Below are 26,212 nucleotides of genomic sequence, written 5' to 3'. Positions count from 1 at the left end.
GGTACGGAGCGAAGCGGAGTGGCCGCGAAAGGTAGGCACAGCTTTGGCTCAGGCCGGCGCCGGAGCGCAGCGGAGGCGGCGGCATGAGCGGTACGGAGCGAAGCGGAGTGGCCGCGAAAGATAGGCACAGCTTTGGCTCAGGCCGGCGCCGGAGCGCAGCGGAGGCGGCGGCATGAGCGGTACGGCATTCGACGCCCTCACCCAGGAGGAGCTGGACGCCTGGCACAAGCTGCGGGCGAACAACCCGCTGCTGGACAGCCCGTACTTCCACCCCGGGTTCGCCGCCGCGGTACACCAGGCCGGCAACCCGGTGCAGGTCCACGTCGGTCGCGGCCCGACCGGCGAGGTGGAGAGCCTGTTCCCCGTGCACCGCGACGGCGCCGTCCTGCGCCCGGTCGGCTGGCCCGGCGCCGACTTCCAAGGCCCGATTCTGGCCCCCGGCACCCGGTTCGACCCGGCCCGGCTGCTCGGCGGCGGCGTGAGCACGCTGGAGTTCGACCACCTGCTCGAGCTCGCCGACGACTTCCAGCCCTGGATCACCGGCAGCCGGCCGTCGCCGTACGTCGACACGACCGGGGGCCTGGACGGGTACCTCGCCCGGGCCTCGAAGTCCGGCAAGGACAACATGGGCCAGGCCCGCCGGCGCACCGCGAAGGCCGAGCGCGAGATCGGGCCGATCCGCTTCGTCGCCGACTCGCTCGACGAGGGCGACCTCGCCAAGGTGATCGAGCTCAAGCGCGGCCAGTACGCGGCCACCGGCGCCAAGGACTACTTCGCCGAGGACGGCCGCCGTTCGCTCATGACCGACCTGCTGCGCACCCGCGGCACCGACTTCGCCGGGATCCTCTCGACGTTGTACGCCGGCGACCAGCTGCTCGCCGCGCACTTCGGGATTCGTTCGGGCGCGGTGCTGCACTGGTGGTTCCCGGTGTACGACCCGGCCCACGCCGGCCTCGCGCCCGGCTGGATGCTGCTGCGCGAGCTCGTCATGGCCGCCCCGCAGCTCGGCTTCGCGCGGATCGACCTGGGCCGGGGTGACGACGAGTACAAGCGGCGGGCGAAAACCGGTGAGACCCCGGTCGCGCAGGGCATGGTGACCCGCAGTTCGGCCCGGCGCGCGTTGCGGGCCGCCCGCGAGTCACTCGTCACGGCGGCCAAGGACTCGCCGCTCGGGCCGCAGTTGCGCCGCGTGGTGCGCAAGCTTCGAACCATCAAGCGCTAGCCGCGTTCAACCCTGGGGAGCGACGAGAGCATGGCCGGTAGAAGTGCCCTCATCCTGGTCGAGAACCTGTCCGTGCCGTTCGACCGGCGCGTGTGGCAGGAGAGCCTCGCGCTGCGCGACGCGGGCTGGGAGGTGAACGTCATCTGCCCCCAGGGCACCAAGCGCGACACCGAGCCCTATGCGGAGATCGACGGGATCCGGATCCATCGGTACCCCCTGGAGCCGGCGACCGGCGGCCCCGTCGGCTACGTCAAGGAGTACGGCAACGCGCTGCGCCACACCCTGCGCCTGGCCAAGAAGGTCGGCCCGGTCGACGTCGTGCACGCCTGCAACCCGCCGGACATCCTCTACGTCGTGGCCAACCGGCTGAAGAAGCAGTACGGCTCGCGGTTCGTCTTCGACCAGCACGACCTGGTGCCGGAGCTGTACCTGTCCCGGTTCAACCGCGGCAAGGACCTGCTCTACCGCGGCGTGCTGCGGGCCGAGAAGGCCACCTACGCCGCCGCCGACGTCGTCATCGCGACCAACGAGAGCTACCGCGAGGCGGCGCTGACCCGCGGCGGCAAGCGCCCCGACCAGGTGTTCGTGGTGCGCAGCGCGCCGGTCGTCGAGCGCTTCCACATGGTGCCGCCCGACGAGTCCATCAAGAAGGGCAAGCCCTACCTGCTGTGCTACCTCGGCGTGATGGGCCCGCAGGACGGCGTCGACTACGCGCTGCGCGCCCTGGCCAAGCTGCGCGACGAGGTCGGGCGCACCGACTGGCACGCCGCGTTCGTCGGCGCCGGTGACACGTTCGAGCAGATGCAGGAGCTGGCCCGGGAGCTCGGGCTGGCCGAGATGGTCACGTTCACCGGGCGCATCCCGGACGAGGACCTGCTGCGGTACCTCTCCACCGCCGACGTCTGCCTCTCGCCCGACCCGCTGAACCCGCTCAACGACGTCTCCACGATGAACAAGATCATGGAGTACATGGCGATGTCGCGGCCGATCGTGTCGTTCGAGCTGCGCGAGGCGCGCGTCTCGGCCGGCGAGGCCGCCCTCTACGCGCCGGCCAACGACGAGTCGGAGTTCGCCAAGCTGACCTCGTACCTGCTGGACAACCCGGACGAGCGTCGGCGCATGGGGGAGCTGGGCCGGCAGCGGGTCAGCGGCCCGCTGTCGTGGGAGGTCTCGAAGGCCGCGCTGGTCGCGGCCTACGAGAAGGCGGTCGAGGGCAAGGCCCCGGCGTCAGGCATCCCCGCCCAGCGCAGGGCTGGTGCGGGTGCTGGCGTCGCTGCCCCAGCCGGCGCGGTCCCGGCGCAGTCGGCTCACGGTGCGGTCCAGGACCAGCACGCTCAGGTAGGCGGTGGCGTCGACGGGGCTCACGCTGCGGCGGCGCACCAGGCGGGCCAGGGTGCCCAGGCCCATGCGGGACTCGCCGGCCGGGGCGGCGCCGCGGAGGGCGGCCAGCTGCCGGTTGCCCCGCCGCACGCGGACCCGCCGGTTGAGATGCGCGGCGACGGTCCGGGCCGGTCGTACCAGTGAGCGCGCCTCGGCCACCACGACCCGCTCGTGCGGGGCGAAGCTGGCGTGCACCCAGCCGTCGTCGGAGATCACATCGGGCATCGGGAAGACCCGGCCGTGACCCTCTTCGGTGAGGACGTAGACGCCGGCGCCGGCCAGCGCGCGGGTCGGGGCGATCATGCGGTCGTGCACGCGGTGCACCCGGCCGATGAGCGGCCCGACCTCGCTGAGGTCGAAGTGCGGCACGGGGGAGCAGGCCAGCACGCCGGGGCGGGCGCAAGCGGCCACCAGCGCGCGCACCGAGGCGGCGGACAGCTCGACGTCGGCGTCGAGGTACACCCGGGGGAACGTGCGGCAGGCCGCGTCGCCCAGCCGCAGCGCCGGCACCTTGCCCGGCACCTCGGACTCGATCACTCGCACGCCGGGCACCCGGCGGGCCGCATCCGCGGTCCCGTCGGTGCAGGCGTTCGGCACCACGATGACCTCGAATTCGCCGGGCTCGGTCCCTTCGAGCAGGCGGCGCAGGTTGTGCTCGATCACGGCCGCCTCGTTGTGGGCGGGGATGACGATGCTGACCACCGGAACAAGATAGCGGCCAAGCGCCCGCATCCGATCGGAGTATGTGTGTCATGACCGAACTGGCCGTCATCACCCCGACGTACCGGCCGGATGCCGAGCTGTTCGACCTCCTGCACGCCTCCGTGCTCGAGCACACGCCGGCCGACACGGTGCACCACGTGTTCGTCTCCGAGGCCGACCTGGCGCTGTTCGGCAAGTACGAGGGGCCCCGCTGCCGGGTGCGGGTGAACACGTCGATGCTGCCCCGGCGGTACCGCCCGGTGCCCGGGATGAACTACCACGTGAACCTGCGCCGCCCGTGGCCGCCGGTGCGCGGCTGGATCATGCAGCAGACCATCAAGCTCGCCGCGGCCGGCGAGATCGACGCCGACCTGGTGCTGATGGCCGACTCGGACGTGGTGTTCGTGCGCCCGACAACCGCGGACCGCTTCCAGGTCGGCGGGCGGCGCTGGCTGTACCGCGAGGACGGCGGCGTCACCGCGGACATGGAGCGCCACGTCATCTGGCACCGCGTGGCCCGGGAGCTCTTCGGCCTGCCGCCGGCGCCGCCCCCGCCGCTGCCCGACTACGTGAGCCCGCTCAACGCGTGGGAGCCCGAGGTGGTCCGCGCGATGCAGCGGCACATCGAGAAGGTGACCGGGCGCAACTGGCTGGACGTGTTCAACGGCCAGCTGCACATCTCCGAGTTCATCCTGTACGGCGTGTTCGTCGACGAGGTGCTGCACGCGGGCCGGGAGAAGCTCCCGTCGGACATCACCATCTGCCACAACAACTGGCAGCGCTCGCCGCTGAGCGTCGACGAGGCGGTGAAGTTCGCCGGCGAGCTCGGCCCGGACGCGGTGGCCATGATGATCTCGGCGAAGTCCTCGACGCCGCTGGAGCCGCGCCTGGCCGCGATCAAGCGCGTCGGCGAGGTCGTGGCCGGGTCCTAGCGGGCCCGGGCCCTCGGCGCCTCAGCGGCGCCCGAGGGCCAGCCGGACCAGCTTGCGCGACTTGTGTGAGATGGTGCGCTGCTCGCGGTACATGTACATCCGGCTGACCGCGGCCCGCGCCTCGCGCCGCTGCTGGGCGGTGAGCCCGGGCGCGACGGCGACCCACTGCAGCAGTTCGCGGTACTGCAGCGTGTTGGAGAACTTCGACTGCCACGACGGCACGCCCAGCCGGCGGGCCAGCAGGCCGATCTTCTCGATCTTCGTGTGCCGGTGCGCGAGCACCTCGTTCACGTGCCCCCACGGGCCGGCCATCGCGAGCTTGGCCGCGTAGACCTCGTCCTCGCGCAGCATGTTGCGCCGCGGGATGGCCACGATCGGCTCCCGCCGCATCATGGAGTACAGCGGGTCGATGTACATGGGGCTGGTGTTGAGCAGGCGCAGCATCTCGCGCAGCCGCACGATCGGGTCGTCGGAGCCGAGCTCGGTGGCGTGGTACGGCGACGAGGAGATGCTGCCGTCCTGCGCCTCGTAGGAGATCTGCGTGCTGACGAGGATCAGCCGCGGGTCGGCCTCGAAGACCGCGACGCACTTGGCCGCGAAGCCGGGCTCGAGCGCGTCGTCGTCGCCGATCCAGCGGAAGTAGGTGCCGTTCGCGTTGGCCGCGACGAACATGAAGTTGCGCAGGATGCCGACGTCCTCGGGCTGGCGGTGGTAGGCGATGCGCTCGTCGGCGCGGGCCAGCTCGCGGCAGACCTCCTCCGTGTCGTCCGTCGAGGCGTTGTCGGAGATGACCAGTTGCAGGCTGGGATAGTCCTGCGACAGCACCGACTTGACGACCTTCTCGATGTCGCGGCCGGCGTTGCGGACCGGGAGCCCGATCGAGACGAGTGGCGACGCAGCGTTCGTCATGAGACCTTCCGATTCGGTCCTGGGTCGTCTTCGGTCCTGGGTCGTCGCCTGCCGTGGCGAGCACGCCCAACCTACCAATGCCACCCGGCCCGGGCGACGGGCCGAAGGGTCAGAAGACAGGCGAAAGACGCGGAGCCGCCGTGTGCTCCGCGCCTTTCGTGGCCGTTCAGCCCTGGCAGGGCAGGTCTTTGGTGGGTCCGACGATGTTGTAGTTGTCGTCGATCTGCACCAGCTTGTTGCCCTCCCACTGGATCGAGCCGCAGTCGGCCTCGACCGGCCCGTAGATCCAGGAGTGGTCGACCAGGGAGTTGTTCTTCACGATGACCGTGCCGTGGGCGTTCTTCACCTGGATGCTGTAGGTGCCGCCCATGACCAGGTTGTTGGTGACCGTCAGGTCGACCGTGCCCTTGTCCACGATGAAGATCGGGGCGGTGACGTCCTTGGCGTCGCGCTGGTCGATGACCGTGTTGTTGAGCGTCAGGCCCTTGCCCGTCATGTACGTCTGGATGCCGTCCGAGTGGTCGCCCGGGTTCGAGCACAGGTGGACGTACGAGCTCTGGATGTTGATGTTGTTGCCCGAGGCGCGGAACCCGTCGCCGTGCCCGCGGATGATCACGCGGGTGGCGGTGAAGTCCGACTCGCCGATGCCGGGCGCGCCGACGCAGCCGGTGGCCGGGCCGACCGTGCTGTCGGAGATGCTGAACGAATAGTCCTTGCCGGCGTATTCATCGATGATGCCGCCATCGATCTGGCTGTTCGTAATCTTGACGTTGAACGCCGTGATCAGCAGGTCGCCCTTGATGTGCACCTTGTCCAGGACGGTGCCGTCCTTTTGGACACGATAATTGTTGCCGTCGATGTTTCCGGCGAGTTCGGTCAGCTGCGTGCCCTTCGGCAGGCCGACGTTCGCGGGAGTCGGCCGGGCGCCGGCCTGGGTGCTGCCGGAGTTGGGCGGTTTCGTGGTGGTCTTCGAGCTAGAAGGCTTTGCGCTCGGCGAGGCGGACGGCGATACGGACGCCTGCGCGGAGGTCGATACCGCGGCGGACCCCTCGGAGGACGGGTCGGGCTGTCCGCTGGCGCTGCCGTGCCCGGAGGCCTGTCCGGGGCCTTGGATCTTGCAACTCGCGAGCATCAACGCTGCTGCGGCTACCGCGATGAGTGCCGTGGCAACGCCGAGCCGGTGGGCTCTGCGCTTCCGGTCGATCACGGTCGAAACGCTCCATTTCTGGCGATGTCGTCGGACTGCGGGCGATCCATTTTCGCGCCCCGGTCATGCTACCGTGCCGCCCGAAAGGAATGCCCACTTGTCTTGAGAATGCGGCACAAATGCATTCCGACCTGCGCTTATGTTTCTTTGGTAATTCTTAAGTCATTAAAGATCCTCGAAATGATAGGCAAATTGCCGCCAGATAGCACGGGGCCCGCCCTGCCGCAGCAGAACGGGCCCCGGCCATCCGCCGTTACGCCGGCGGGTGGAAGAGCACGCCGTTGCCGCTGCGCAGCGACGGCTGGTTGAGCGAGTACTGCAGGGCCACCGTGCCGGCCTGGTTCTCGATGCCGACGGTCGCCGAACCGCCCTGCTCGAACGTGGTGCCGTCGATGTCGGTCCAGTTGACGGCGAAGTCGCCGTTCTCCGTGAACACGATCTCGAACGACATCCGGGCGCTGGCGTTGTCGTAGAAGCGGACATTGCGCCATTCCACGACGAACTGCCGGTTGGGGGCGGTTCCGGTCAGCGAGGTGCGGACCGAGGCCGACGAGTCGATCAGCAGGTCGTCCCACAGCGGGTAGATCGCCGCGTTCGCCTTGCCGCCCGCCGCCGCCGACGGGATCGCACCGTGGTTCCAGGCCGAGCCGCCCGGCGACACGAACGTCAGCACGCCGTTGGTGTCGGCCCAGCAGGACGTGTACGACGTCCCGTAGAACTTCACCGGGAACGGCAGGGTGATCTGCTGCGTGGCGTCGTCGCCGTTGAGGGTGAGCACCGTCTGGTCGGCCCGGATGAACGTCCGGGCGCCCGGCGTGGCCGTGTAGCCGAACGAGTCGGTCAGCGCGATCGACAGGTTCAGCGTGGTCGTGCCGGAGGCCGCCACCGTGGCGCTGCCGCTGGTGGTCTGGCCGCCGGGCGCGGTCGCCGTGACCGTGTAGGTGCCCGCCGCGAGGCCGGCCACGGTGTACGTCCCGTCCGCCCCGGTCGTCGCGGTCGCGCCGCCCGGGCTCAGGGCGATCCGGGTGCCGGGGAGCTTGGCGCTGCCCCCGTTCACCGAGACCGAGCCGGTCACCGTGCCGCCCGTGGGGGGCGGCGCCGAGGCCGGCGGGTGGAAGAGCACGCCGTTGCCGGTGCGCAGGTTGGGCTGGTTGAGCGAGTACTGCACCGCCACCGTGCCGGCCTGGTTCTCGATGCCGACGGTGGAGGTGGAGCCCTGCTCCATCGCCACCTGGTCGATGTTGTTCCAGGCGACCGCGATGTCGTTGTTCTCGTACAGCACCGTCTCGAACGAGACCCGGGCGTTGGCGTTGTCGTAGAACCGGTTGTTGCGCCACTCGATGACGAACTGCCGGTTCGGCGCCGTGCCGGTCACCGCGGTGCGCACGCTGGCCGAGGCGTCGACGAGGAAGTCCGACCACATCGGGTACACCGCCGCGTTCACCTTGCCCGAGGCCGCCGCGGACGGGATCGCCGAGTGGTTCCAGGCCGAGCCGCTGGGCTGCACGAACGACATCGCGCCGTTGGTGTCGACCCAGGCGTTGCTGTACGTGGTGCCGTAGAACGTCACCGGGAACGGCAGCGCGACCTGCTGGTACGCGTCGTCACCGGTGAGTGTCAGCACCGTCTGGTCGGCCGGGATCCAGGTGCGGGCCCCGGCGGTGCAGGTGTAGCCGAACGAGTCGCCGCACGGCGGCGCGCTGCTGTTGTAGGTGGCCGTGTACGTCGCCGGGGTCGTCGGTGCGGTGATGACGTGGGTCTGCGCCCCGCTGTCCGACCAGGAGCCGTACGTGTACGTCGAGCCGGCCAGCGTCTGCGGCGTCGGCGCCGAGATCGAGTTGGACGAGCCCTGGATGACCGTCAGGTTGAACGGCGTCGTGTAGCTCGTCGAGCCGACCGTCAGCTGCAGCCCGTTCGGGTTGCTGGTGAAGCCCAGGCTCACCGTCTTGGGCTGCACCGAGACGCTGGACGTGCCGGTGAGGCCGCCGGAGTCCGTGGCCGTCAGGCGGAACTCCAGGTATGACGGGTACTCGTGGTCCGGCGCGGTGATCGTGCCGCCGGCCACCCCGGTGAACGTGTTCAGCGGGTGCTCGTGGCAGTTCGTCGGCGTGAAGCAGTGGTGCAGGATGACGTTCCAGGTGAGCGCCGAGGCCGGCAGCGTGCCGTCCTGCGGGTCGGTCGCGTGGCCCGAGAACGTGATCTGGTCGCCCACCGCCCAGGTGGCCGTGGCCGCCGGGGAGTCGATGAACGCGGTCGGCCCGTCGTTGCCGACGGTGATCGGGATCGTCTTCGTGCCGGTGGCACCCGTCGTGTCCGTCACCGTCAGCTTGGCGGTATATGTCCCGAGGGCGGTATAGGTGAAGTTCGCCGTCGGGCCGGTCGCGTCCGTGGTGCCGTCGTTGGTGAAGTCCCAGGCGTACTGCAGCAGGCCCTGGTCGGCCGGGTCGGCGTCGGAGGACGTGCTGCCGTTGAACGAGACCGCCAGCGGGGCGCTGCCCTGGCTGGGCGTGGCCGTGAAGTCGGCGACCGGCGGCTGGTTGTTCGGGTAGTAGCGGATGCGCCGGATCGTGCCGTTGAGGCTGGCGTAGTACAGCTCGCCGCCCGGGCCCATGGCCAGGTCGACCGGGGCGCTGGCGCCGCCGTCGAACGTGATGATGTTGTTCGGGTCGGGCAGGCCGCCGGCGCCGGGCATCATCGCCCAGATGCAGTTGCGGCTGTAGTCGGCGAAGAACAGCCCGCCGTTGTAGGCCGCCGGGTACGAGCCGCCGGAGGTCGGGGCGAAGGCCAGGCCGGAGATCGAGGAGCCGCCGGACGGGCAGCTCTCGTTGGCCACGACCTTGGCGCCGTGGTTGTAGGTGTAGTACGGCGCGGTCTGCCCGGCGCCCGCGTAGAGGCTCTCGCACAGCGTCAGGTCGGCGCTGTCGTAGCCGCTCTGCCGGGCGTTGCCCTCGTAGCAGGGCCACCCGAAGTTCGTCGGCCCGGTGGTCGGCGTGACCACCCGGTCGATCTCCTCCCAGGTGTTCCAGCCCACGTCGCCGGCCCACACCTCGTTGGTGCCCGGGCGGATCGTGAAGCGGAACGGGTTGCGCAGGCCGTGCGCGACGATCCGCCGGGCGTTGGCGTCGGGCGAGGCGGCCAGCGGGTTGGTCGGCAGGGCGGCGCCGGTGGCCGGGTCGAGGCGCAGGATCGAGCCGTTGAGGCCGGTCGGGTCGCCCGTGGAGCGCACGTCCTGGGAGCGCAGCGCGCCGCCCTCGGCGGTCGGCGGGGTCATGGCGTCGTTCGGCGGGTCGCCGCACGGGTTCTTCGGCGAGCCGAGCTGGCCGTAGTCCACGACGTCGAAGCTGGCGCCGTCGCCGCCGGAGACGTAGAGCGCGCCGTCGGCGCCGAACTTCAGGTCGCCGATGGAGTGGCTCGGGTACTGCTGGCACCAGTCGGAGATGAGCGGCTGCTCGGTGCCGGTCATGTGGTTGCCGGAGGCGGTCAGCTTGGACAGCCGCGCCGAGACCACGCAGGCGCCGCCGTTGGCGTTCGCGCAGACGTCGTTGTAGACGGGCGCGGTCTGGCCGAGCGGGGCGTCGTAGGTGTAGAGCACGTAGACCGAGGGGTCGGTCGGGAAGTTGGGGGCCAGCGCGAGACCGAGAAGGCCGCGGTCCCACTGGTTGTGCACGGACACGGACAAATCGGCGAAGACGTCCGGCGTCGGGTCGGCGAGGTTGTCGTACACCTTGATGGCCCCGCCCTTTTCGGCCACGAAGATGCGGCCGTCGGGCGAGAACTCGATGTTGGTCGGCTGCGTGAGCCCGCTGAACACGATCTGTTCCTGGAACCCGGAGGGTAAGGCCGCGGTCGCGGCCTGACTCCCGGCGATCGGCGTGATGACCGCGGCGACCAGGCTCGCGACCAATGCCGACCGTAACGCGCGTCGCGTCCGCGACATGCGGTCCTCCATTGTGGAGAAAAGGGATGGCGGCCCGGATCCCGTACATATTGGGGAATGAGGATGGATGGGTGCGTGGCCGCGATGTTGGTGGGGACAGACTAGCCACGAACGACACATGAAGATATGTCGACTTCCTGACGCGAAAAGGCCCCGCACCCTCGCCGTGATGCGAGAATGCGGGGCCTTTGTTGAACGCTCGTCCTCAGGCGATGAGGATTTCGGCGGTGACGCCGAGATCGGCCAGGGATTTGGCGATTTCTTCCTTGTACGCCGGGTTGGTGATGACGACCGCTTTGGGCTGCAGCGAGGTGAGTGTCGAGGGCGGGTCGACCCGGTGCCCGGTGACCGGCAGGAACCGTCCCCATTTGCGCGGGTTGAGGTCCACCACGGCGGAAAGCGCGAGCTCGCGGTCGGCGAGGGTCAGGAACTGCACGCCGCGCGAGCCGGCGCCCCACAGCACCGGCCGCGCGCCCTCGGCGTCGAGGCGCGCGATGGTGTCCCGCCACTTCGTGCGCTCGGCGTGGTGGCGCTCGCTGAAGCCGGCGATCGCGGCCAGCTGCTTGTCCCGCGCGCGCAGCGACGGCAGCTCGCCGGTGTGTGCGGCGTGGCCGCCGGCGCGCGGCCGGTTGGCCGAGACCTCGATGTAGCGGAACATGCCGGAGAACAGCGTGCCGGTCGACTCCACCGTCCAGCCCGCGCGGCCGAAGATCGTGGCCAGCGAGTAGGCGTCGAAGTACGACACGTGCGGGTAGATGACCTCCCAGCCGGCGGTGGCGAGGTCGTAGACCGCGTCGGGGACCTCGACGTAGCCGAACACCTCGCGCCCCTGGGCCTGCTCGCGCAGGTCGACGAGGAACTCGTAGGGGTCGTCGATGTGCTCGAACCAGTGCCGGGACGTGAAGAAGTCGTACCGCGGCAGGCCGCTGCCGCGCGGGGCGAAGTCGCTGTGGAAGGTCACGTCGCCCTGCTCGCCGACCTCGCCGGCGTACATGGCGTCGTAGCCGACCCCGGTCGCGCCACTCACGTGGGTGAGCTCGCGTAGGAACTCTCCCTGGCCGCAGCCGATGTCCACCACCAGCTTGCCGCCCAGGTCATAGCGTTCGTTCAGTGACTCGACCAGTTCGGCCGAGAACTTCTGGAACGCGGGCGAGAAATGCAGGTTGGTGTCCATTGTGGTGTCGTAGACGAGCTTCTCCGGCTCGAATGCGATGTTGCGCACGTAGGCGCAGCGCGGGCAGGCCGCCAGGTGCATGCGGCCCACGCCGGAGGCCACGGCGTCGCCGTGCGCCTCCCAGTGCACGCCGCACAGCACCGGGATGTCGCCCAGGTCGGCGAACGGCACCAGCCGGTCCTCGCCGCAGGCGTCGCAGAGGCGGCCGGCTTCGGCGAGGCCCATGTCGCTGGGCCCGGTCACGGGTTGGTCCAGCGCAGGTTGCTGTCGAGCCGCCCGGCCGCCATGAGCGACTGGATCCGCTTGATGCGCTGGTGCTTCTCGCTCTTGAAGTCCTCGATGGTGAGGCCGTGACGGCGATAGTTCTCGACCAGCTGCTCGACGCCGAGCTTGACGTTCCACTTCGGCTGGAACTCGGGGATCTCGCGCTCGATCAGGTCGCACGTGACCCGGTAGTTGCGCAGGTCCGTCCCGGCGCCCTCGGCGAACGTCGGCTCGCTGCCCGGCACCGCCTCGGCGACCAGGTTGGCCACGTCGCGGATCAGGTAGTTCTCACTGGTGCGGCCGATGTTGTAGGCCTTGCCGTGCACCCGGCCGCGGTCGACCTCAATCAGGGCCAGGAACGCGGCGGAGATGTCCTCGATGTGGATGAGCGGCCGCCACGCCATGCCGTCGGAGAGCAGCACGACCTTGCCGGTCAGCACCGCGTGCGCGACGAAGTCGTTGACGGCCAGGTCGCCGCGCAGCCGCGGGGAGAAGCCGTAGGCGGTGGAGTTGCGCAGGAACGTCGGCGAGAAGTCGTCGTCGGCGAGCTCCAGCAGGCCCTGCTCGGACAGGATCTTCGACTCGCCGTAGGGCGTGACCGGGTTGAAGCCGGCCGTCTCGTCCAACGGCGTGTCGTCGTCGCCCTTGCCGTACAGCGAGCAGGACGAGGAGAACAGGAAGCGCTGCACGCCGGCCGCCTTGGCCGCCCTCGCCAGCCGCACCGTCGAGCGGTGGTTGATGTTGTACGTCAGGTCCGGGTCGAGGTTGCCGAGCGGGTCGTTGCTCAGCGCCGCAAGGTGGATCACCGCGTCGAAGCCGGTCACGTGCTCCGGCTCCACGTCGCGCAGGTCTACCCGAAGCGTCTTGACCTCCTCGGGCGCCGGGCCGATCACACAGTCGGCGAACAGGCCGGTGTCGAGGCCCACCACCTCGTGCCCCGCTTCGCGGAGTATCGGCACCAGCACGCTGCCGATGTATCCGTCGTGGCCGGTGACGAGTACGCGCATGAGCTGGCTCCTGAAAGCTCGCGTGGAAGTGCTGTGTCGGACTTTTTACTTTGTCGTTTACCGCCGTGCGGAGGTTCCGGCTAGTTTTCTGGTCGGCCGGTCGGATGTTCAGAGATCTGTTCTAAGCTTGCGCGTCGCCGGCGGCGGGTTGGTTCACCGGCCAGCAGCCTAGCGCCAACAACTCAGTAGGGGGAACGTATGTCCGCTGTCTCGTGCCGGCTGTGTGGGGCCGATCTCACCGAGACGTTCGTCGACCTGGGGATGTCCCCGCTCTGTGAGAGCTACGTCCCGGCCGACAAGGTCGATGCGGCCGAGACATTCTACCCTCTCCACGTGCGCATCTGCGCGGAGTGTCTGCTGGTGCAGCTTCCGGCATATGTCGCGGGGGAGGACATCTTCTCCGACTACCTCTACTTCTCGTCGTACTCGACCTCGTGGGTCGAGCACGCCCGCCGTTACGCCGTGGCCATGATCGAGCGGCTCGGCCTAACGGCGGACAGTCTGGTCGCCGAAGTGGCCAGTAATGACGGGTACCTTCTGCAGCACTTCGTGGCCGCCGGTATTCCGGTGATCGGCGTCGAGCCCGCCGGAAATGTCGCCGAGGTCGCTCGCGAAAAGGGTGTCCGTACGGAAGTGTGTTTCCTCGGGCCGGAAACGGGTACGGCCGTCGCCGAGCAATACGGGCGGGCCGATCTGGTGGCCGCGAACAACGTCTACGCGCATATTCCGGACATCATCGGCTTCTCGCAGGGCCTGGCCAACCTCGTCAAGCCCGAGGGCCTGGTGACGCTGGAGTTCCCGCACCTGCTGCGCCTCATCGAGCGGCGGCAGTACGACACCATCTACCACGAGCACTACCAGTACCTGTCGCTGCTGACCGCCTCGCGCGCGCTGGCCAGGGGCGGCCTCACCGTCGTCGATGTCGAGGAGCTGTCCACGCACGGCGGTTCGCTGCGGGTGCACGCCAGGCACACCGACCACGCCGGCGAGCCCTCGCTCGCGGTCAAGGCGCTGCTGGAGACCGAGGCGGCGGCCGGCCTGCACACGTTCGAGGGCCACCTCGGCTTCGCCGACGAGGTCTTCACGATCAAGCGGGACCTGCTGACGTTCCTCATGCAGGCGCGGGCCGACGGCAAGCGGGTCGTCGGCTACGGCGCCCCCGGCAAGGGCAACACGCTGCTCAACCACTGCGGCATCCGCGAGGACCTGCTCGAGTACACGGTCGATCGCTCGCCGCACAAACAGGGCATGTTCCTGCCGGGCACGCACATCCCGATCTACGCGCCGGAGCGCATCGCCGCGGACCGGCCCGACTACGTCCTGGTCCTGCCGTGGAACCTGCGCACCGAGATCAGCGCGCAGCTGTCCTACGTCAAGGACTGGGGCGGCAAGCTGGTGTACCCGATCCCGGCTCTCGAGGTAGAGGGGTAATCCCGCCCATGAAGGTCGTACTGTTCTGCGGTGGCCTCGGCATGCGCATGCGCGAGGGGACGAGCAACGTGCCCAAGCCGATGGCCCTGATCGGCGACCGGCCGCTGCTGTGGCACGTCATGCGGTACTACGCGCACTTCGGACACACCGACTTCATTCTGGCCCTCGGCTACGGCGCCGCGGTCGTCAAGGACTACTTCCTGCACTACGACGAGACGCTGTCCAACGACTTCACGCTCACCGGCGGCGACCGCGACGTCCAGCTGTTCTCCACCGACATCACCGGCTGGAACATCACGTTCATCGACACCGGCCTCAAGGCCTCGATCGGCGAGCGGCTCATGCGCGTGCGCAAGTACGTCGAGGACGAGCCGATGTTCCTGGCCAACTACGCCGACACGCTCACCGACGCGCCGCTGCCCGAGATGGTGGAGCGGTTCCGCAACTCGCAGGCGACGGTGAGCATGCTCGCCGTTCCCACCGTCTCCACCCACCACGTGGTGGAGATGGACGCCGACGGGTCGGTCGCCCGAGTCCGCGACTTCCGCGAGCTCATGACGTGGGAGAACGGCGGCTACTTCATCATGCGCCCGGAGATCTTCGACGCCCTGCGCGACGGCGAGGACATGGTGCCGCACGCCTTCGACCGGCTCATCCCCGAGCGGCGGCTGCTGGCCCAGCGGTACGACGGGTTCTGGCGCGCGGTCGACACCTTCAAGGACCGCGCGGAGATGGAAGAGGCGTTCAACGGCGGCAACTGCCCGTGGATGCTGTGGGACACCATGCGGGGCCCGGCGAAGTGATCGGATTCTCCCTCGCCGGCGTGCGGTCCGTGGTCGCCCTGGGTGCTCACCCCGACGACCTGGAGATCGCCGCCGGCGGCCTGCTGCTCTCGCTGCCCGAGGGCGTCTCGGTCGACTACGTGCTGGCCACCGGCGTCCCGGCGCGGCAGGCGGAGGCCCGCGCGGCCGCGTCGGCGTTCCTGGCCCACGCCGGGTCCCTCACGTTCCACCTCCACGACCTGCCCGACGGCCGGCTCCCGGCGCACTGGAACGAGACCAAGGAGATCGTCGAGGCCGCCGCCCGCCTGGGCACGCCCGACCTCATCCTGGCCCCGTCCACCGACGACGCCCACCAGGACCACCGGCTGCTGGCCGAGCTCGCCTCGACGGCGTTTCGCAACTCGCTGGTCCTGCACTACGAGATCCCGAAGTGGGACGGCGACCTCTCGCGGCGCAACGTCTACGTCCCGCTGACCCCGGACCAGGGCCGGCGCAAGGTCGAGCTGCTGCACACGCACTTCCCGTCGCAGAAGGCCCGCGACTGGTGGGACGACGAGGTCTTCCTCGGCCTGGCCCGCATCCGCGGGATGGAGTGCCGGGCGCACTACGCCGAGGCGTACACGGTGACGAAGTCCCTCCTTACGTTCTGAATCCGCCCTCCGTTCAGCCCATCTCTTCCGTCAGACCTTTCCGTACGATTGCGCCCGCGCAAGGCATCTCCACCGGATCCATTCGAGAGGGAAACCGTGGTGGCAGCCCCAGAATTCGCCCTTCCGAAGTGGCTCCTCGTGCCCGGCGCGGCGCTGTTCACGGCGTCGATGGCGGGGTTCTTCGGCATCGCCCGCGTGCTCGGCCTGGACGACTACGACCTCCAGGTGTACCTGATGGGCGGCAACGCCTACCGGCACGGCCAGCCCGTCTACGACCAGGTGATGCACAGCGACTACGGGTCCGGGTACTTCACCTACCCGCCGATCACGGTCCTCGTGTTCGGCCCGCTGTCGTACCTGTCGCTCTCGAAGGCCCACGCGATCATCCTGGTCCTCGCGGTCGCCGCGCTGGTCTCGATCGTCTGGCTGACGATGCGCATGATCGGCGCCCGCCCCGGCGCCGGCCTGATCGGCGCGACGCTGGCCATCGCCGGCGCCGTCGTGTGGCTGCAGCCGGTGTACGACACGCTGGTCCAGGGCCAGATCAACCTCTTCATCGTCTTCCTGGTGATCGCCGACTTCGCCTTCGACGGCCGGCGCCGCTGGCCCACTGGCGTGCTGATCGGCGTCGCCGCCGCGGTGAAGATCGTGCCGGGCATCTTCATCCTGTACCTGCTGCTCAACCGCCGCTTCCGGGCGGCGGTCACGGCCGGCGTCACGTGGGCCGTGCTCACCGCGCTCGCGTTCGCCGCGGCCTGGTCGGACTCGGTGCAGTTCTGGTTCCGCGGCACGTTCGCGGACTCGACGCGCGTGGCCAGCCCGCTGACCCCCGGCTCGGTCTACAACCAGTCGATCCACGGCATCACGGTGCGCCTGTTCGGCCAGCACGGCGGGGACCTCGCCTGGTTCCCGCTGGCCGCGATCGTCGGCATCGGCGGCCTGGCCCTCGCGATCGTCGCCAGCCGCGCCGCCGGCCAGCTCGCCGGCGTGCTCATGTGCGCGCTGACCGGGCTGCTCGTCTCGCCGTTGACCTGGCATGAGCATTGGGTGTACATCGTGCCGGTCCTGATCTGGCTCGGCGACGTCGCCCGCCGGCTCAGCCGGACCGCCCCCGTGCTGGCCGGCGCGCTGCCCGCCCTGCCCGGCCTGCCGTTCATGATGTGGCCGCAGCCGATCGGCGGCCCCGGCCAGGTCGGGCCGGCGTCGATCCTCAGCCCGGCCCGTAACCTGTGGGAGGACAAGGGCAACCACAACCCGGTGGTGTTCCTGGCCGGCACCGCGTACGTCGCCGTGGGCCTGCTGGTCATGCTGGTCACCGCCTGGGTCCTGCGCCACGACTTCCGCGGCGGCCGCCCCCGGCCCGCGGTCGGGGGCACGGCCGGGGTGCCCGAGGCCCGCGCCGCCGCCCCCGACGGCCGCGAAACTTCTCGGGTCTAGGGAGAGCTGCGATGGTCGCAACGAAGGTCGGCTTCGCCTGCATCTGGGACGAGCCGGACCCGGTGAAAACCTGGTCGTACACGCCGTGGAGCCTCCGCGAGGCCCTGCGCGCGCAGGCCGACGTCGTCGACGTCGGGGTCCGGATCCCGCCCCTGGCCCGCAAGGCGCTCAAGGCGATGCACGCCCGCCGCCGCGACGGCCGCTGGGTCTCGACGTGGGAGCTCTCGCCGATCACCGACGCCTACATCCACCGGGCGATCGCCGGCCGGGCAAGCGCCGAGAACTGCGACGCGGTGCTGCAGATCGCCGACCTGGCGATCATCGACCGCCCGTACTTCCTCTACCAGGACCTGAGCTTCGACCTCCTGCTCAGGCTGGCCGAGGACGAGGCCGTGGCGTACGGCTCGCTCAACCGCGACGAGATGCTGCGCTGCCGCGACCGCCAGCAGAAGCTGTACGAGAAGGCGAGCGGGGTGCTCGCGATGAGCGGCTGGCTCGCCCGCAGCCTCGTCGAGGACACCGGCCTGCCGCCCGAGAAGGTCCACATCGTCCACCCCGGCCGCTCGTCGGTCGTCTCAGGCGGCGAGCTGCCGGTCCGCTCCGGCCCGCGCCGGCGCCTGCTCATCGTCGGCACCGACTTCATCCGCAAGGGCGGCGAGCTCGTGGTGGCCGCCCTGGCCCGGCTGCGCAAGGAGGTCGACCCCGAGATCACGCTGACGGTGGTCGGCCCGCGCTCCTGGCCGCTGCCGGGCGACGTGCCCGACGGCGTCGACTTCGTCGGCCCGAAGCCGCGCGAGGAGGTCGGCGCGCTGTTCGACAGCCACGACCTGTTCGTGATGCCGAGCCGCAAGGAGGCGTTCGGCATCGTCTTCGCCGAGGCGATCGCCCGCGGGCTGCCGTGCATCGGCCGCAACGCCTTCGCCATGCCGGAGATCATCGAGCCCGGCCTGACCGGCGCCCTCGTCGACGGCGACGACCCGGACGCCCTGGCCGCCACGATCGCCGCGACGCTGGCCGACGACGCGCTGTACGCGAAGTGCCGCGACCGCGCGGAGTGGGTCGGCTCGCACTTCAGCTGGCAGCAGTCGGCGGCGGACGCCCTGGCCGCGATCCACTCCGTCGTGCCCGCCGCCTGACCTCGCATCGCACATGGGCCCGGCCGGCGCCGGGCCCATTCCCATGTCACGTCGGCGTTCGACGCTGTTCCCGATCGGCCGGACCGCGCGCGCTTCGTGTGCGACGGCTGAACGGCCGCGCAAGGGCCCGTGTGTCGCAGTGGCTGAGCTGCGCGGCGCGGCGGCTGGGCGCGCGCGGGGGCTTGCCTGCCGCGGCGGCCGGCGTCGGGTGCGGCCGCCGCGTGGGGGAGGGGCCGAGGGTCAGCGGGTGCCGTTGGCCTCGACAGTGACCTTGCCCTTGCCGTTGGCCGGGGCGGCCGCGGCCGACAGCTCCTGGTTGAGCTCGGCCAGCCGGGCGTCCGCGGCCGCCACCTGGGTGGTCAGCTCGGTCTCCAGCTCGCGCAGCTTGGTCAGCTGGCCGGAGAGCTCGGCCTCCTGCTCGCGCAGGGCCTTGAGGCGCTCCTCGGCCTCGGCCGCCGCCTTGGCCCTGTCCGCCTCTTCCTTCGCAGCGCTCATGGCGATCGTGCGCTCGGTCGCCGACTCCGCGTCCGCCTCAAGCGTCTCGATCCGGGCCTTGAGCTCCTCGGCCTCGGCCCGCAGCTGCTCGCTCTCGGCCCGCAGCTTTGCGGCCTCGGCGGCCTCCGTGCGCAGCTTCTCGGCGTCCTTCTGCAGCTTCTCGGCGTCGGCGCGCAGCTTGTCGGCCTCGTCGGCCTTCGTGCGCAGGGCCGACGTCTCCGTCTCCAGGGTCTCAACGCGGGCCTTCAGGGCGTCGGCCTCCGCGCGGGCGCTTTCGGCCTCCGCCCGGGCCTTCTCGGCCTCGGCGCGGGCCTTCTCGGCCTCCGCCCGGGCCTTCTCCGCCTCGGCCGTGGCGTTGGCCTTGACCGCCTCGGCCTCCGACACGGCGGCGGCGCGAACGCTCTCGGCCTCGGTCGCCGCGCTCGCGCGCAGGTCGTCGGCCTCGGTCGCGGCGGTGGCGCGCAGGCCGTCGGCCTCGGTCACCGCGGCCGCGCGCAGCTCGTCGGCCTCCGACTTCGCCAGGGCGCGCAGGCGCTCGGTCTCGGCGGCCGCGGCGGCGCGCTGCTCGGCCAGCTCGGCTTCGTGGGCGGCGCGCAGGTCGGCGAGCTCCTGCTCCAGCGTCGCGCGGTGCTCGGCGACCTGGGCCTCGGCCGCCTGCTTGGCCGCGCCGGTCTCCGCCTCGAGGCGCTGGCGGGCCTGCTCGGCGGCCTCGGCGGCGGCCCGCTCGGCCTGCGCGATGGCGGCCTCGGCGGCCTCCCGGGCCTGGGCGGTCACCGCGTCGGCGGCCTGCTGAGCCTGGGCGGCCACGGTCGCGGCGTGCTGCTGAGCCTGCGCGGCGACCGCCTCGGCGGCCTCCTGCGCCTTCGCGGCGACCGCGGCGGCGGCCTGCTGGGCCTGCGCGGTCAGCGTGTCGGCCTCGTGCTTGGCCTGGGCGGTGAGCTGGGCGGCCTGCTCCTGGGCCTGGGCCACGATCGCGGCGGCGTGCGACTGGGCGCCGGCCGTCTCCTGCTCGGCAGCGGCGCGCAGGCCGTGGGCGTGCTGTTCGGCGTCGGCCCGTACGGCGGCGGCGTGCTGCTCGGCGGCCGTGCGCACCGAGTGAGCGTGCTCCTCGGCCTGGGCCCGGGCCTGCTCGAGCTGGGCGGTGGTGGCCTGGGCGATGCGCTGCGACTCGTCGTGCGCCTCGGCGACGATGCGCTCGGCCTCGCCGCGGGCCTGGGCGGCGCGCTCCTCGATGCCGCGGGCCTCGGCGTCCAGCGCCGAGCGGCGGTGCGAGACGGCGCGCTCCTCCTCGGCGCGGCGGGCGGCGAGCGCGAGCTCGAAGTCCTCGTTGGCCTTGGCGGCCCGGCTGCGGGCCTCGGCCAGCAGCCGCTCGGCCTCGGCGCGCAGGCCGGCGATCTCCTGCACGGCGCTCGCGCGGATGTCGGCGGCCTGGTCCTCGGCGAGGCCGAGGATCTGCTCGACGCGCGGGCCGAGGTGGCGGTAGGAGAGCGTCTCGCCGCGGGCCGGCGCGTGGCGGCGCAGGTCGGCGAGCTCCATCTGCAGGTCCTGCACCTGCGAGGCGAGGGCCTGGACCTGGCCCCAGACCTCCTCGTTCTCGAGCCTCAGCGCGGCGATCTCGTTCTCGGACTGCGTCCAGTACTTGTCGACCTGATCTCGCCGGTAGCCCCGGATCGCGGTCTCGAAGTCGGGTTCCGAGGACACGCCGGTGCCCGCGCTGAAAAGGTCGCCGCCGTCTGACATGACACCCATCCTCACACGCAACGTCCCGCCCCGCGCAATTACACCCTGCGCGTGACGGGACGTGCGATAGAACTCCCCGTGAATGATTCGAGAAGCGGCACGTCGCCGCGGCTCGACCGACTTACGTCAGGCCGAAACCTTCTCGCCGTCGCCCGACTTGCCCTTCTTACCGTCGCCGCCACCCTGCGCGGGGGCGACCGACGGCATGATTCCGGCCAGGCCCGAGAGCATCTGCCCGAGCTGCGAGGTGACCGCGTCCTTCTGGCGGGTGAGGTCCTCGACCTCGCGCCGGGCGCGCTGCGTGGTCTCCTCGGCCTCGGCGCGGGCCTCGCTGAGCACCCGGTGGGCCTCGGCGCGGGCCTCGTTGACCGTCTTGTCGGCCAGGTTCTTCGCCTTGTCGACCGTCTCGGCGGCGGCGCGCTCGGACTCGACGCGGCGGGTCTCGGCGCGCTGCTCGATCTCCTTGGCCCGGTCCTCGGCGGCCCGGGCGCGCCCCTCGGCCTCGGTGACGAGCTTCTGGGTCGCGGCGACGGCGGAGGCGTGGCGGGCGGACTCGTCGCGCTCGGCCTTCTCCTGCCGCTCGGCGATCTCCAGGGCGAGGGACTGCAGGTCCTTGTCGCGCTTGTCGCGGGCGTCGGTGAGCAGCTTGGTCGCCTCGGCGCGCTTCTCCTCGGCCTCGCGGGCGGCCTTGGCCCGCAGCTGGGTGATCTCGCGCTCGGCGGTGGCCCGCAGCGTCGCGACCTCGCGCTCGACGGTCGCCTTGAGCTCGGCGACCTCGTGCGCGGTGGCGGTGCGCAGCTGCTTGGTCTCGCGCTCGGCGTCGGCGCGCAGCGTGTCGGCCTCGCGCCGGGCCTGCACCCGGACCTCGGCGGCCTCCCGCTCGGCGGCGGTGCGCAGGTTGCCCGCCTCGCGCTCGGCCGTGGCCTTCATCGCGGCGGACTCGGCGCGGGCCTTGTCCGTGATCTCGCGGGCCTCCAGCCGGGCCGCGGAGATGATGCCCTCGGACTCGCGCTTGGCCTCGCCCCGGTGGTCGTTGGCCTGCTCCTCGGCCAGGCGCAGGATCTGCTCGACCCGCGTGCCCAGGCCCGACAGCGTCGGCCGGTTGTTCTCTTCCAGCTGCTTGTTGGTGTCGCTGAGCTTCTGCTCCATCGTGCCGAGGCGCTGCTCGGCCTGGCGGATGCGCCGCTGCGACTCGGCGAGTCGGCCCTCGGCCTCTTCGCGGGCCTGGTTGGCCTGCTGCAGCTGCGCATTGAGGCGCTGCAACTTGCTGTCGACCTGCTGGCGGTCATAGCCGCGCAGGACGACGCTCAGCTCTTCGTGATCCGAGCTGTTTTGGAAGAAGTCTACCGAGGACTGCTGCTGGGGCATTGGCACATACTTGCAGACCACCCGGGGGCTTTCGCAAGGGTGGAACGGCTAACTTCCGCGCGGTACGCATGGTCAACTTCGCCTGGCCAGGACACGCCACGTTTTTGTCATGCTTTATGGGCGTGTCGCATGACCTTCCGTATGCCGGAAACAGCCGTGCCGGGGAGGTCACCACGGCGTGACCGCCCCGGCACGGGGTTCGCGGGGGCCCCGTTACTGGTCGCGGAACCGGTTGATCGCCTGCTCGTGGCGGGCGCGCAACTGCGGGTCACGGACCCCGAGGCCCTCGGCCGGGGCCAGGCCCAGGACGCCGACCTTGCCCTGATGGGCGTTGCGGTGGACGTCGTGCGCCGCCTGTCCGGTCTGCTCCAGGGGGTACACCTTGGAAAGCGTCGGATGGATGCGACCGCGCGCGATCAACCGGTTGGCCTCCCACGCCTCGCGATAGTTCGCGAAGTGACTGCCGACGATGCGTTTGAGGTTCATCCAGAGGTACCGGTTGTCGTACTGATGCACGAATCCCGATGTCGACGCGCACGTGACGATCGTGCCGCCGCGCTTGGCCACGAACACGCTGGCGCCGAACGTCTCCCGGCCCGGGTGCTCGAAGACGATGTCGGGGTCCTCGCCGCCGGTGAGCGAGCGGATCTCGGCCCCGAAGCGCTTCCACTCCGACGGGTCCTGGGTCTCCTCGTCCTTCCAGAAGCGGTACGACGACCGGTCGATCACCAGCTCGGCGCCCATCGCCCGGCACAGGCCGGCCTTCTGCGGGCTGGAGACGACGCAGACCGGCGTCGCGCCCCCGTTGAGCGCGAACTGCACCGCGTAGGAGCCCAGGCCACCGGAGGCGCCCCAGATGAGCACGATGTCGCCCTGCTTCATCTGCGCCCCGTGGTGGGAGACGAGCTGCCGGTAGGCGGTCGAGTTGACCAGGCCCGGGCAGGCCGCCTCCTCCCACGACAGGTGGGCCGGCTTCGGCATGAGCTGGTTGGCCTTGACCAGGGCGAGCTCGGCCAGCCCGCCGTAGTTGGTCTCGAAACCCCAGATCCGCTGCTGGGGGTCGAGCATGGTGTCGTCGTGGCCGGCGGCGTCCTCGAGCTCGACGCTGAGGCAGTGTGCGACCACCTCGTCGCCGGGCTTCCACTTGCTCACCCCGGGCCCGACCCGCAGCACCACGCCCGCCGCGTCCGAGCCGACCACGTGGTACGGCAGGTCGTGCCGCTTGCTGAGCGAGTTCAACCGGCCGTACCGCTGCAGGAACCCGAACGTCGAGACCGGCTCGAAGATCGAGGTCCACACCGTGTTGTAGTTCACGGCGCTGCCCATCACGGCGATGAGGGCCTCGCCGGGCCCGACCTCGGGGGTGGGCACCTCCTGCACGTGCAGGGACTTGCGCGGGTCCTTCTCCCGGGTGGCGAGCCCGTCGAACATGCCGGCCTCGTCGGCCCGCACGACCACGCCCCGGTAGCTGGCGGGCACCGGCAGGTCCGCCACCGCGCGGAGCTCGGCCGCCGGGTCCGAGGCCCCTTCCGCCTGCATGATCGCGTCGAGGATGTACTGCATCGCTGGCGCTCCTAACGTCCGGAAGAGGATCGCCGCGGCGGAGGCGGGCGACCATGGGGGCCGGCAACACATCTCGATGCCCCGGGCCGGACGTTACTGAACGGTAGCTTAATCGGGAATCGGGCTGTGAAGAACTGCACTGGGCTGCACGAGCTCCACCAGCACGCCCCCCGCGTCCTTCGGGTGCACGAAGTTCACCCGGGAGTTGGAGGTACCGCGCTTCGGCTCGTCGTACAGCAGCCGCACACCCCTTTCACGCAGCGCCGCGCAGGCCGCGTCGATGTCCGTCACCCGGTAGGCGAGCTGCTGGATGCCCGGCCCGTTGCGGTCCAGGAACTTGGCGATCGTCGAGGCCGGCGACAGCGGCGCGAGCAGCTGCAGGCACCCGCCGTCGGGGTCGGACCCGACCGCGAGCATCGCCTCGCGCACCCCCTGCTCCTCGTTGACCTCCTCGTGCACGCTGCGCATCCCGAACAGGCGGCCGTAGAACGCGATGGCCTCGTCGAGGTCCGCGACGGCGACCCCGACGTGGTCGATGCGCTCGATGCCGATCGGCGGTGACATTTCCAACTTCGGGCCCGAGGTCTCCATAGCGATAGTCTGAACTTACTCAGCGTTCAGTTGCTTGTGAAAGTTCTCTCGGAGGATCCCGATGACCCAGTCCGTGATCGTCAACGGCGCCCGCACGCCGATGGGGCGGCTGCTCGGCGCGCTCAAGGACTTCCCGGCGACCAAGCTGGGTGAGATCGCCATCCGGGCCGCGCTCGAGCGCTCGGGCGTCGCGCCCGAGCAGGTGCAGTACGTGATCATGGGTCAGGTCCTGCAGGCCGGCAACGGGCAGATCCCCGCCCGCCAGGCCGCCGTCGGCGCCGGCATCCCGATGTCCGTGCCCGCGCTCACGATCAACAAGGTGTGCCTGTCCGGCCTGGACGCCATCGCGCTGGCCGACCAGCTCATCCGGGCGGGTGAGTTCGACATCGTCGTGGCCGGCGGCATGGAGTCGATGACCAACGCGCCGCACCTGCTCATGGGGCAGCGGCAGGGGTACAAGTACGGCGACGTGGTCATCAGGGACCACATGGCCCTCGACGGCCTCACCGACGCCTACGACCAGGTGTCGATGGGTGAGTCGACCGAGCGGCACGTCGCCCGGCTCGGCATCAGCCGGGAGGCCCAGGACGCCTTCGGCGCCGCGAGCCACCAGCGGGCCGCCGCGGCGCAGAAGAACGGCCACTTCGCCGAGGAGATCGTCCCCGTCGAGATCCCGCAGAAGAAGGGTGACCCGCTGCTGGTCACCGACGACGAGCAGATCCGCCCGGAGACGACGGTGGAGAGCCTGGCCAAGCTGCGCCCGGCGTTCACCAAGGACGGCACGATCACCGCCGCGACCTCCTCGCCGATCTCCGACGGCGCCTGCGCCGTGGTCGTGATGAGCCGCGCGAAGGCCGAGGAGCTGGGGCTGACCTGGCTGGCCGAGATCGGCGCCCACGGCAACGTCGCCGGCCCGGACAACTCGCTGACCAGCCAGCCGTCCAACGCGATCAAGCACGCCCTGAGCAAGGCCGGGCTCGCCGCGTCCGACCTCGACCTGGTCGAGATCAACGAGGCGTTCGCCGCGGTCGGCGTGCAGTCCACCGCCGACCTGGGCATCGACCCGGCGATCGTCAACGTCAACGGCGGCGCGATCGCCCTGGGCCACCCGATCGGCATGAGCGGCGCCCGGCTCGCGCTCACCCTGGCGCTGGAGCTGCGCCGGCGCGGCGGCGGCCTCGGCGCGGCCGCCCTGTGCGGGGGCGGCGGGCAGGGCGACGCGCTCCTGCTGCGGGTGCCCAGGCAGTGACCCAGCGCCCGCCGGCGCTGCGCCGCTCCCGGGACGTGCCCGCGCTCGTCGGCGCCGCCCGGGAGGGCGACGCGCGGGCGGTCGCGCGCCTGATCAGCCTGGTCGAGGACGGTGACGAGGCGCTGCCGCGGATCGCGGCGGCCCTCGCGCCGCATACCGGCGAGGCCGCCGTCGTCGGCCTCACCGGTTCGCCCGGCGTGGGCAAGTCGACGACCACCAACGAGCTGGTCCGGGCGTTGCGCAAGGCCGGCCGGCGCGTGGGCGTGCTCGCCGTCGACCCGTCCAGCCCGTTCACCGGCGGCGCCATCCTCGGCGACCGGGTGCGGATGCAGGACCACGCGACCGACCCGGGGGTGTACATCCGTTCGATGTCCAGCCGCGGGCACCTCGGCGGGCTCTCGGCGGCCACCCCGCAGGCCGCGCGGGTGCTCGAGGGCGCCGGCTGCGACCCCGTCGTGGTCGAGACCGTCGGCGTCGGGCAGGCCGAGGTCGAGATCGCCGGGCTCGCCGACACCACGGTGGTGCTGCTGGCCCCGGGCATGGGCGACTCCGTCCAGGCCGCCAAGGCCGGCGTGCTCGAGATCGCCGACATCTTCGTCGTGAACAAGGCCGACCGCGACGGGGCCGACGCGACGTACCGCGACATCACGGGCATGATCGGCCTCGGCGAGCGCGCCCCGGGCGAGTGGCGCCCGCGCGTGGTGCGCTGCGTCGCTTCCCGCGGCGAGGGCATCGACGAGCTGCTCGAGGCGATCGACGCGCACCGGGCGTACCTGCGCGACTCCGGCGAGCTGACCGCGCGCCGCCGGCGCCGCGCGGAGGCCGAGATCGAGGCGATCGCCCTGGGCACGCTGCGCGCCCGGATGCAGGATCTGCGCAGCGGAACCACGCTGCGTGACCTGGCCGGGGAAGTGGCGGAGGGCCGCACCGACCCTTACGCAGCGGCGGAAGCCCTCCTGGCCGACCTCCGCTAAGGTCTGCGGGTCAGTTTCTCCAAACCCGCCAAATTCCGGCTACACCAGCACCAGGGAGCTCA

The 26,212-nt window shown here is 70.9% G+C and carries 19 protein-coding genes and 1 pseudogene; 10 read left to right on the top strand and 10 right to left on the bottom strand.

Going from position 1 to position 26,212, the window contains the following annotated elements; translation table 11 throughout:
* Positions 1 to 172 precede the first annotated feature (172 nt).
* Together ACQEVU_RS43250 and ACQEVU_RS43245 are read left to right on the top strand one after the other, a co-directional pair.
* The gene (locus ACQEVU_RS43250) at positions 173 to 1,222 is read left to right on the top strand and encodes a GNAT family N-acetyltransferase (protein ID WP_433334302.1); all 1,050 of its coding nucleotides are present in this window, start codon (positions 173 to 175) and stop codon (positions 1,220 to 1,222) included.
* Between the two features lie 30 nt (positions 1,223 to 1,252).
* Positions 1,253 to 2,746 (top strand): glycosyltransferase family 4 protein, encoded by a 1,494-nt coding sequence (locus ACQEVU_RS43245; protein ID WP_433334300.1) that lies wholly within the window; start codon positions 1,253 to 1,255, stop codon positions 2,744 to 2,746.
* Positions 2,747 to 2,977: 231 nt separating this feature from the next.
* Here ACQEVU_RS43245 and ACQEVU_RS43240 read toward each other — a convergent pair.
* A pseudogene (locus tag ACQEVU_RS43240) lies at positions 2,978 to 3,334 on the bottom strand (glycosyltransferase); the annotation flags it as partial.
* Between the two features lie 20 nt (positions 3,335 to 3,354).
* Here ACQEVU_RS43240 and ACQEVU_RS43235 point away from each other — a divergent pair.
* Complete coding sequence (locus tag ACQEVU_RS43235; RefSeq protein ID WP_433334298.1) at positions 3,355 to 4,236, top strand: DUF6492 family protein; 882 nt, start codon at positions 3,355 to 3,357, stop codon at positions 4,234 to 4,236.
* 21 nt (positions 4,237 to 4,257) lie between these two features.
* On the opposite strand, the gene ACQEVU_RS43230 is transcribed toward ACQEVU_RS43235, so the two are convergent.
* The 5 genes from ACQEVU_RS43230 to ACQEVU_RS43210 form a co-directional block, all read right to left on the bottom strand.
* The gene (locus ACQEVU_RS43230; protein ID WP_433334296.1) at positions 4,258 to 5,145 is read right to left on the bottom strand and encodes a glycosyltransferase family 2 protein; all 888 of its coding nucleotides are present in this window, start codon (positions 5,143 to 5,145) and stop codon (positions 4,258 to 4,260) included.
* A 166-nt stretch (positions 5,146 to 5,311) separates the two neighbouring features.
* Positions 5,312 to 6,277, bottom strand: coding sequence for a hypothetical protein (locus ACQEVU_RS43225; RefSeq protein ID WP_433334294.1), 966 nt, complete (start codon positions 6,275 to 6,277; stop codon positions 5,312 to 5,314).
* A 328-nt stretch (positions 6,278 to 6,605) separates the two neighbouring features.
* Positions 6,606 to 10,289 carry a PQQ-dependent sugar dehydrogenase gene (locus tag ACQEVU_RS43220; protein WP_433334292.1) on the bottom strand — a complete coding sequence of 1,228 codons (3,684 nt, stop codon included), beginning with the start codon at positions 10,287 to 10,289 and terminating at the stop codon, positions 6,606 to 6,608.
* A gap of 205 nt (positions 10,290 to 10,494) precedes the next feature.
* A complete protein-coding gene (locus ACQEVU_RS43215; protein ID WP_433334290.1) occupies positions 10,495 to 11,706 on the bottom strand; it encodes a methyltransferase domain-containing protein in 1,212 nt (403 codons plus the stop codon).
* Entirely contained in the window at positions 11,703 to 12,734 is a 1,032-nt protein-coding gene (locus tag ACQEVU_RS43210) for an NAD-dependent epimerase/dehydratase family protein (RefSeq protein WP_433334289.1), read from the bottom strand. The genes ACQEVU_RS43215 and ACQEVU_RS43210 overlap by 4 nt, the downstream gene beginning before the upstream one ends.
* 198 nt (positions 12,735 to 12,932) lie before the next feature.
* Here ACQEVU_RS43210 and ACQEVU_RS43205 point away from each other — a divergent pair, with 198 nt between their 5' ends.
* From ACQEVU_RS43205 to ACQEVU_RS43185, 5 genes are all read left to right on the top strand, one after another.
* Complete coding sequence (locus ACQEVU_RS43205; protein ID WP_433334287.1) at positions 12,933 to 14,165, top strand: methyltransferase domain-containing protein; 1,233 nt, start codon at positions 12,933 to 12,935, stop codon at positions 14,163 to 14,165.
* Between the two features lie 8 nt (positions 14,166 to 14,173).
* Positions 14,174 to 14,968, top strand: coding sequence for a sugar phosphate nucleotidyltransferase (locus tag ACQEVU_RS43200; RefSeq protein WP_433334286.1), 795 nt, complete (start codon positions 14,174 to 14,176; stop codon positions 14,966 to 14,968).
* On the top strand, positions 14,965 to 15,597 hold the full coding sequence (locus tag ACQEVU_RS43195) for a PIG-L deacetylase family protein (protein ID WP_433334284.1): 633 nt from the start codon (positions 14,965 to 14,967) through the stop codon (positions 15,595 to 15,597). Before ACQEVU_RS43200 ends, ACQEVU_RS43195 begins: the two co-directional genes overlap by 4 nt.
* A 99-nt stretch (positions 15,598 to 15,696) precedes the next feature.
* The gene (locus tag ACQEVU_RS43190; RefSeq protein WP_433334282.1) at positions 15,697 to 17,034 is read left to right on the top strand and encodes a glycosyltransferase 87 family protein; all 1,338 of its coding nucleotides are present in this window, start codon (positions 15,697 to 15,699) and stop codon (positions 17,032 to 17,034) included.
* A gap of 11 nt (positions 17,035 to 17,045) precedes the next feature.
* Positions 17,046 to 18,170 (top strand): glycosyltransferase family 4 protein, encoded by a 1,125-nt coding sequence (locus ACQEVU_RS43185; protein ID WP_433334280.1) that lies wholly within the window; start codon positions 17,046 to 17,048, stop codon positions 18,168 to 18,170.
* A 240-nt stretch (positions 18,171 to 18,410) separates the two neighbouring features.
* Here ACQEVU_RS43185 and ACQEVU_RS43180 read toward each other — a convergent pair whose 3' ends face one another.
* From ACQEVU_RS43180 to mce, 4 genes are all read right to left on the bottom strand, one after another.
* Positions 18,411 to 20,405 carry a hypothetical protein gene (locus tag ACQEVU_RS43180; RefSeq protein WP_433334278.1) on the bottom strand — a complete coding sequence of 665 codons (1,995 nt, stop codon included), beginning with the start codon at positions 20,403 to 20,405 and terminating at the stop codon, positions 18,411 to 18,413.
* Between the two features lie 126 nt (positions 20,406 to 20,531).
* Positions 20,532 to 21,773: a cell division protein DivIVA gene (locus ACQEVU_RS43175; RefSeq protein ID WP_433334276.1), complete on the bottom strand. Its 1,242-nt coding sequence runs from the start codon at positions 21,771 to 21,773 to the stop codon at positions 20,532 to 20,534.
* 213 nt (positions 21,774 to 21,986) lie between these two features.
* Entirely contained in the window at positions 21,987 to 23,336 is a 1,350-nt protein-coding gene (ccrA, locus tag ACQEVU_RS43170; RefSeq protein ID WP_433334274.1) for a crotonyl-CoA carboxylase/reductase, read from the bottom strand.
* 108 nt (positions 23,337 to 23,444) lie between these two features.
* On the bottom strand, positions 23,445 to 23,927 hold the full coding sequence (gene mce, locus ACQEVU_RS43165; protein ID WP_433334272.1) for a methylmalonyl-CoA epimerase: 483 nt from the start codon (positions 23,925 to 23,927) through the stop codon (positions 23,445 to 23,447).
* A 61-nt stretch (positions 23,928 to 23,988) separates the two neighbouring features.
* On the opposite strand from mce, the gene ACQEVU_RS43160 reads away from it, so the two are divergent.
* Both ACQEVU_RS43160 and meaB read left to right on the top strand, forming a co-directional pair.
* Complete coding sequence (locus ACQEVU_RS43160; protein WP_433334270.1) at positions 23,989 to 25,176, top strand: acetyl-CoA C-acetyltransferase; 1,188 nt, start codon at positions 23,989 to 23,991, stop codon at positions 25,174 to 25,176.
* A complete protein-coding gene (gene meaB, locus ACQEVU_RS43155; protein WP_433334268.1) occupies positions 25,173 to 26,150 on the top strand; it encodes a methylmalonyl Co-A mutase-associated GTPase MeaB in 978 nt (325 codons plus the stop codon). The genes ACQEVU_RS43160 and meaB overlap by 4 nt, the downstream gene beginning before the upstream one ends.
* Positions 26,151 to 26,212: the final 62 nt, after the last annotated feature.

The sequence above is a fragment of the Dactylosporangium sp. CA-139066 genome (genome assembly GCF_050936175.1).
Classification (GTDB): Bacteria; Actinomycetota; Actinomycetes; order Mycobacteriales; family Micromonosporaceae; genus Dactylosporangium.
Note: the sequence above shows the minus strand (reverse complement) of the source record. Positions and strands in the feature narration are given on the sequence as shown.

Coding starts and splice junctions, on each gene's coding strand:
- ACQEVU_RS43210 (WP_433334289.1), bottom strand. CDS start 12,734: ATGCGCGTACTCGTCACCGGCCACGACGGATACATCGGCAGCGTGCTG.
- ACQEVU_RS43160 (WP_433334270.1), top strand. CDS start 23,989: ATGACCCAGTCCGTGATCGTCAACGGCGCCCGCACGCCGATGGGGCGG.
- ACQEVU_RS43235 (WP_433334298.1), top strand. CDS start 3,355: ATGACCGAACTGGCCGTCATCACCCCGACGTACCGGCCGGATGCCGAG.
- ACQEVU_RS43180 (WP_433334278.1), bottom strand. CDS start 20,405: ATGTCAGACGGCGGCGACCTTTTCAGCGCGGGCACCGGCGTGTCCTCG.
- ACQEVU_RS43185 (WP_433334280.1), top strand. CDS start 17,046: ATGGTCGCAACGAAGGTCGGCTTCGCCTGCATCTGGGACGAGCCGGAC.
- ACQEVU_RS43175 (WP_433334276.1), bottom strand. CDS start 21,773: ATGCCCCAGCAGCAGTCCTCGGTAGACTTCTTCCAAAACAGCTCGGAT.
- ACQEVU_RS43225 (WP_433334294.1), bottom strand. CDS start 6,277: ATGCTCGCGAGTTGCAAGATCCAAGGCCCCGGACAGGCCTCCGGGCAC.
- ACQEVU_RS43220 (WP_433334292.1), bottom strand. CDS start 10,289: ATGTCGCGGACGCGACGCGCGTTACGGTCGGCATTGGTCGCGAGCCTG.
- ACQEVU_RS43230 (WP_433334296.1), bottom strand. CDS start 5,145: ATGACGAACGCTGCGTCGCCACTCGTCTCGATCGGGCTCCCGGTCCGC.
- ACQEVU_RS43245 (WP_433334300.1), top strand. CDS start 1,253: ATGGCCGGTAGAAGTGCCCTCATCCTGGTCGAGAACCTGTCCGTGCCG.
- ccrA (WP_433334274.1), bottom strand. CDS start 23,336: ATGCAGTACATCCTCGACGCGATCATGCAGGCGGAAGGGGCCTCGGAC.
- ACQEVU_RS43205 (WP_433334287.1), top strand. CDS start 12,933: ATGTCCGCTGTCTCGTGCCGGCTGTGTGGGGCCGATCTCACCGAGACG.
- ACQEVU_RS43250 (WP_433334302.1), top strand. CDS start 173: ATGAGCGGTACGGCATTCGACGCCCTCACCCAGGAGGAGCTGGACGCC.
- mce (WP_433334272.1), bottom strand. CDS start 23,927: ATGGAGACCTCGGGCCCGAAGTTGGAAATGTCACCGCCGATCGGCATC.
- ACQEVU_RS43200 (WP_433334286.1), top strand. CDS start 14,174: ATGAAGGTCGTACTGTTCTGCGGTGGCCTCGGCATGCGCATGCGCGAG.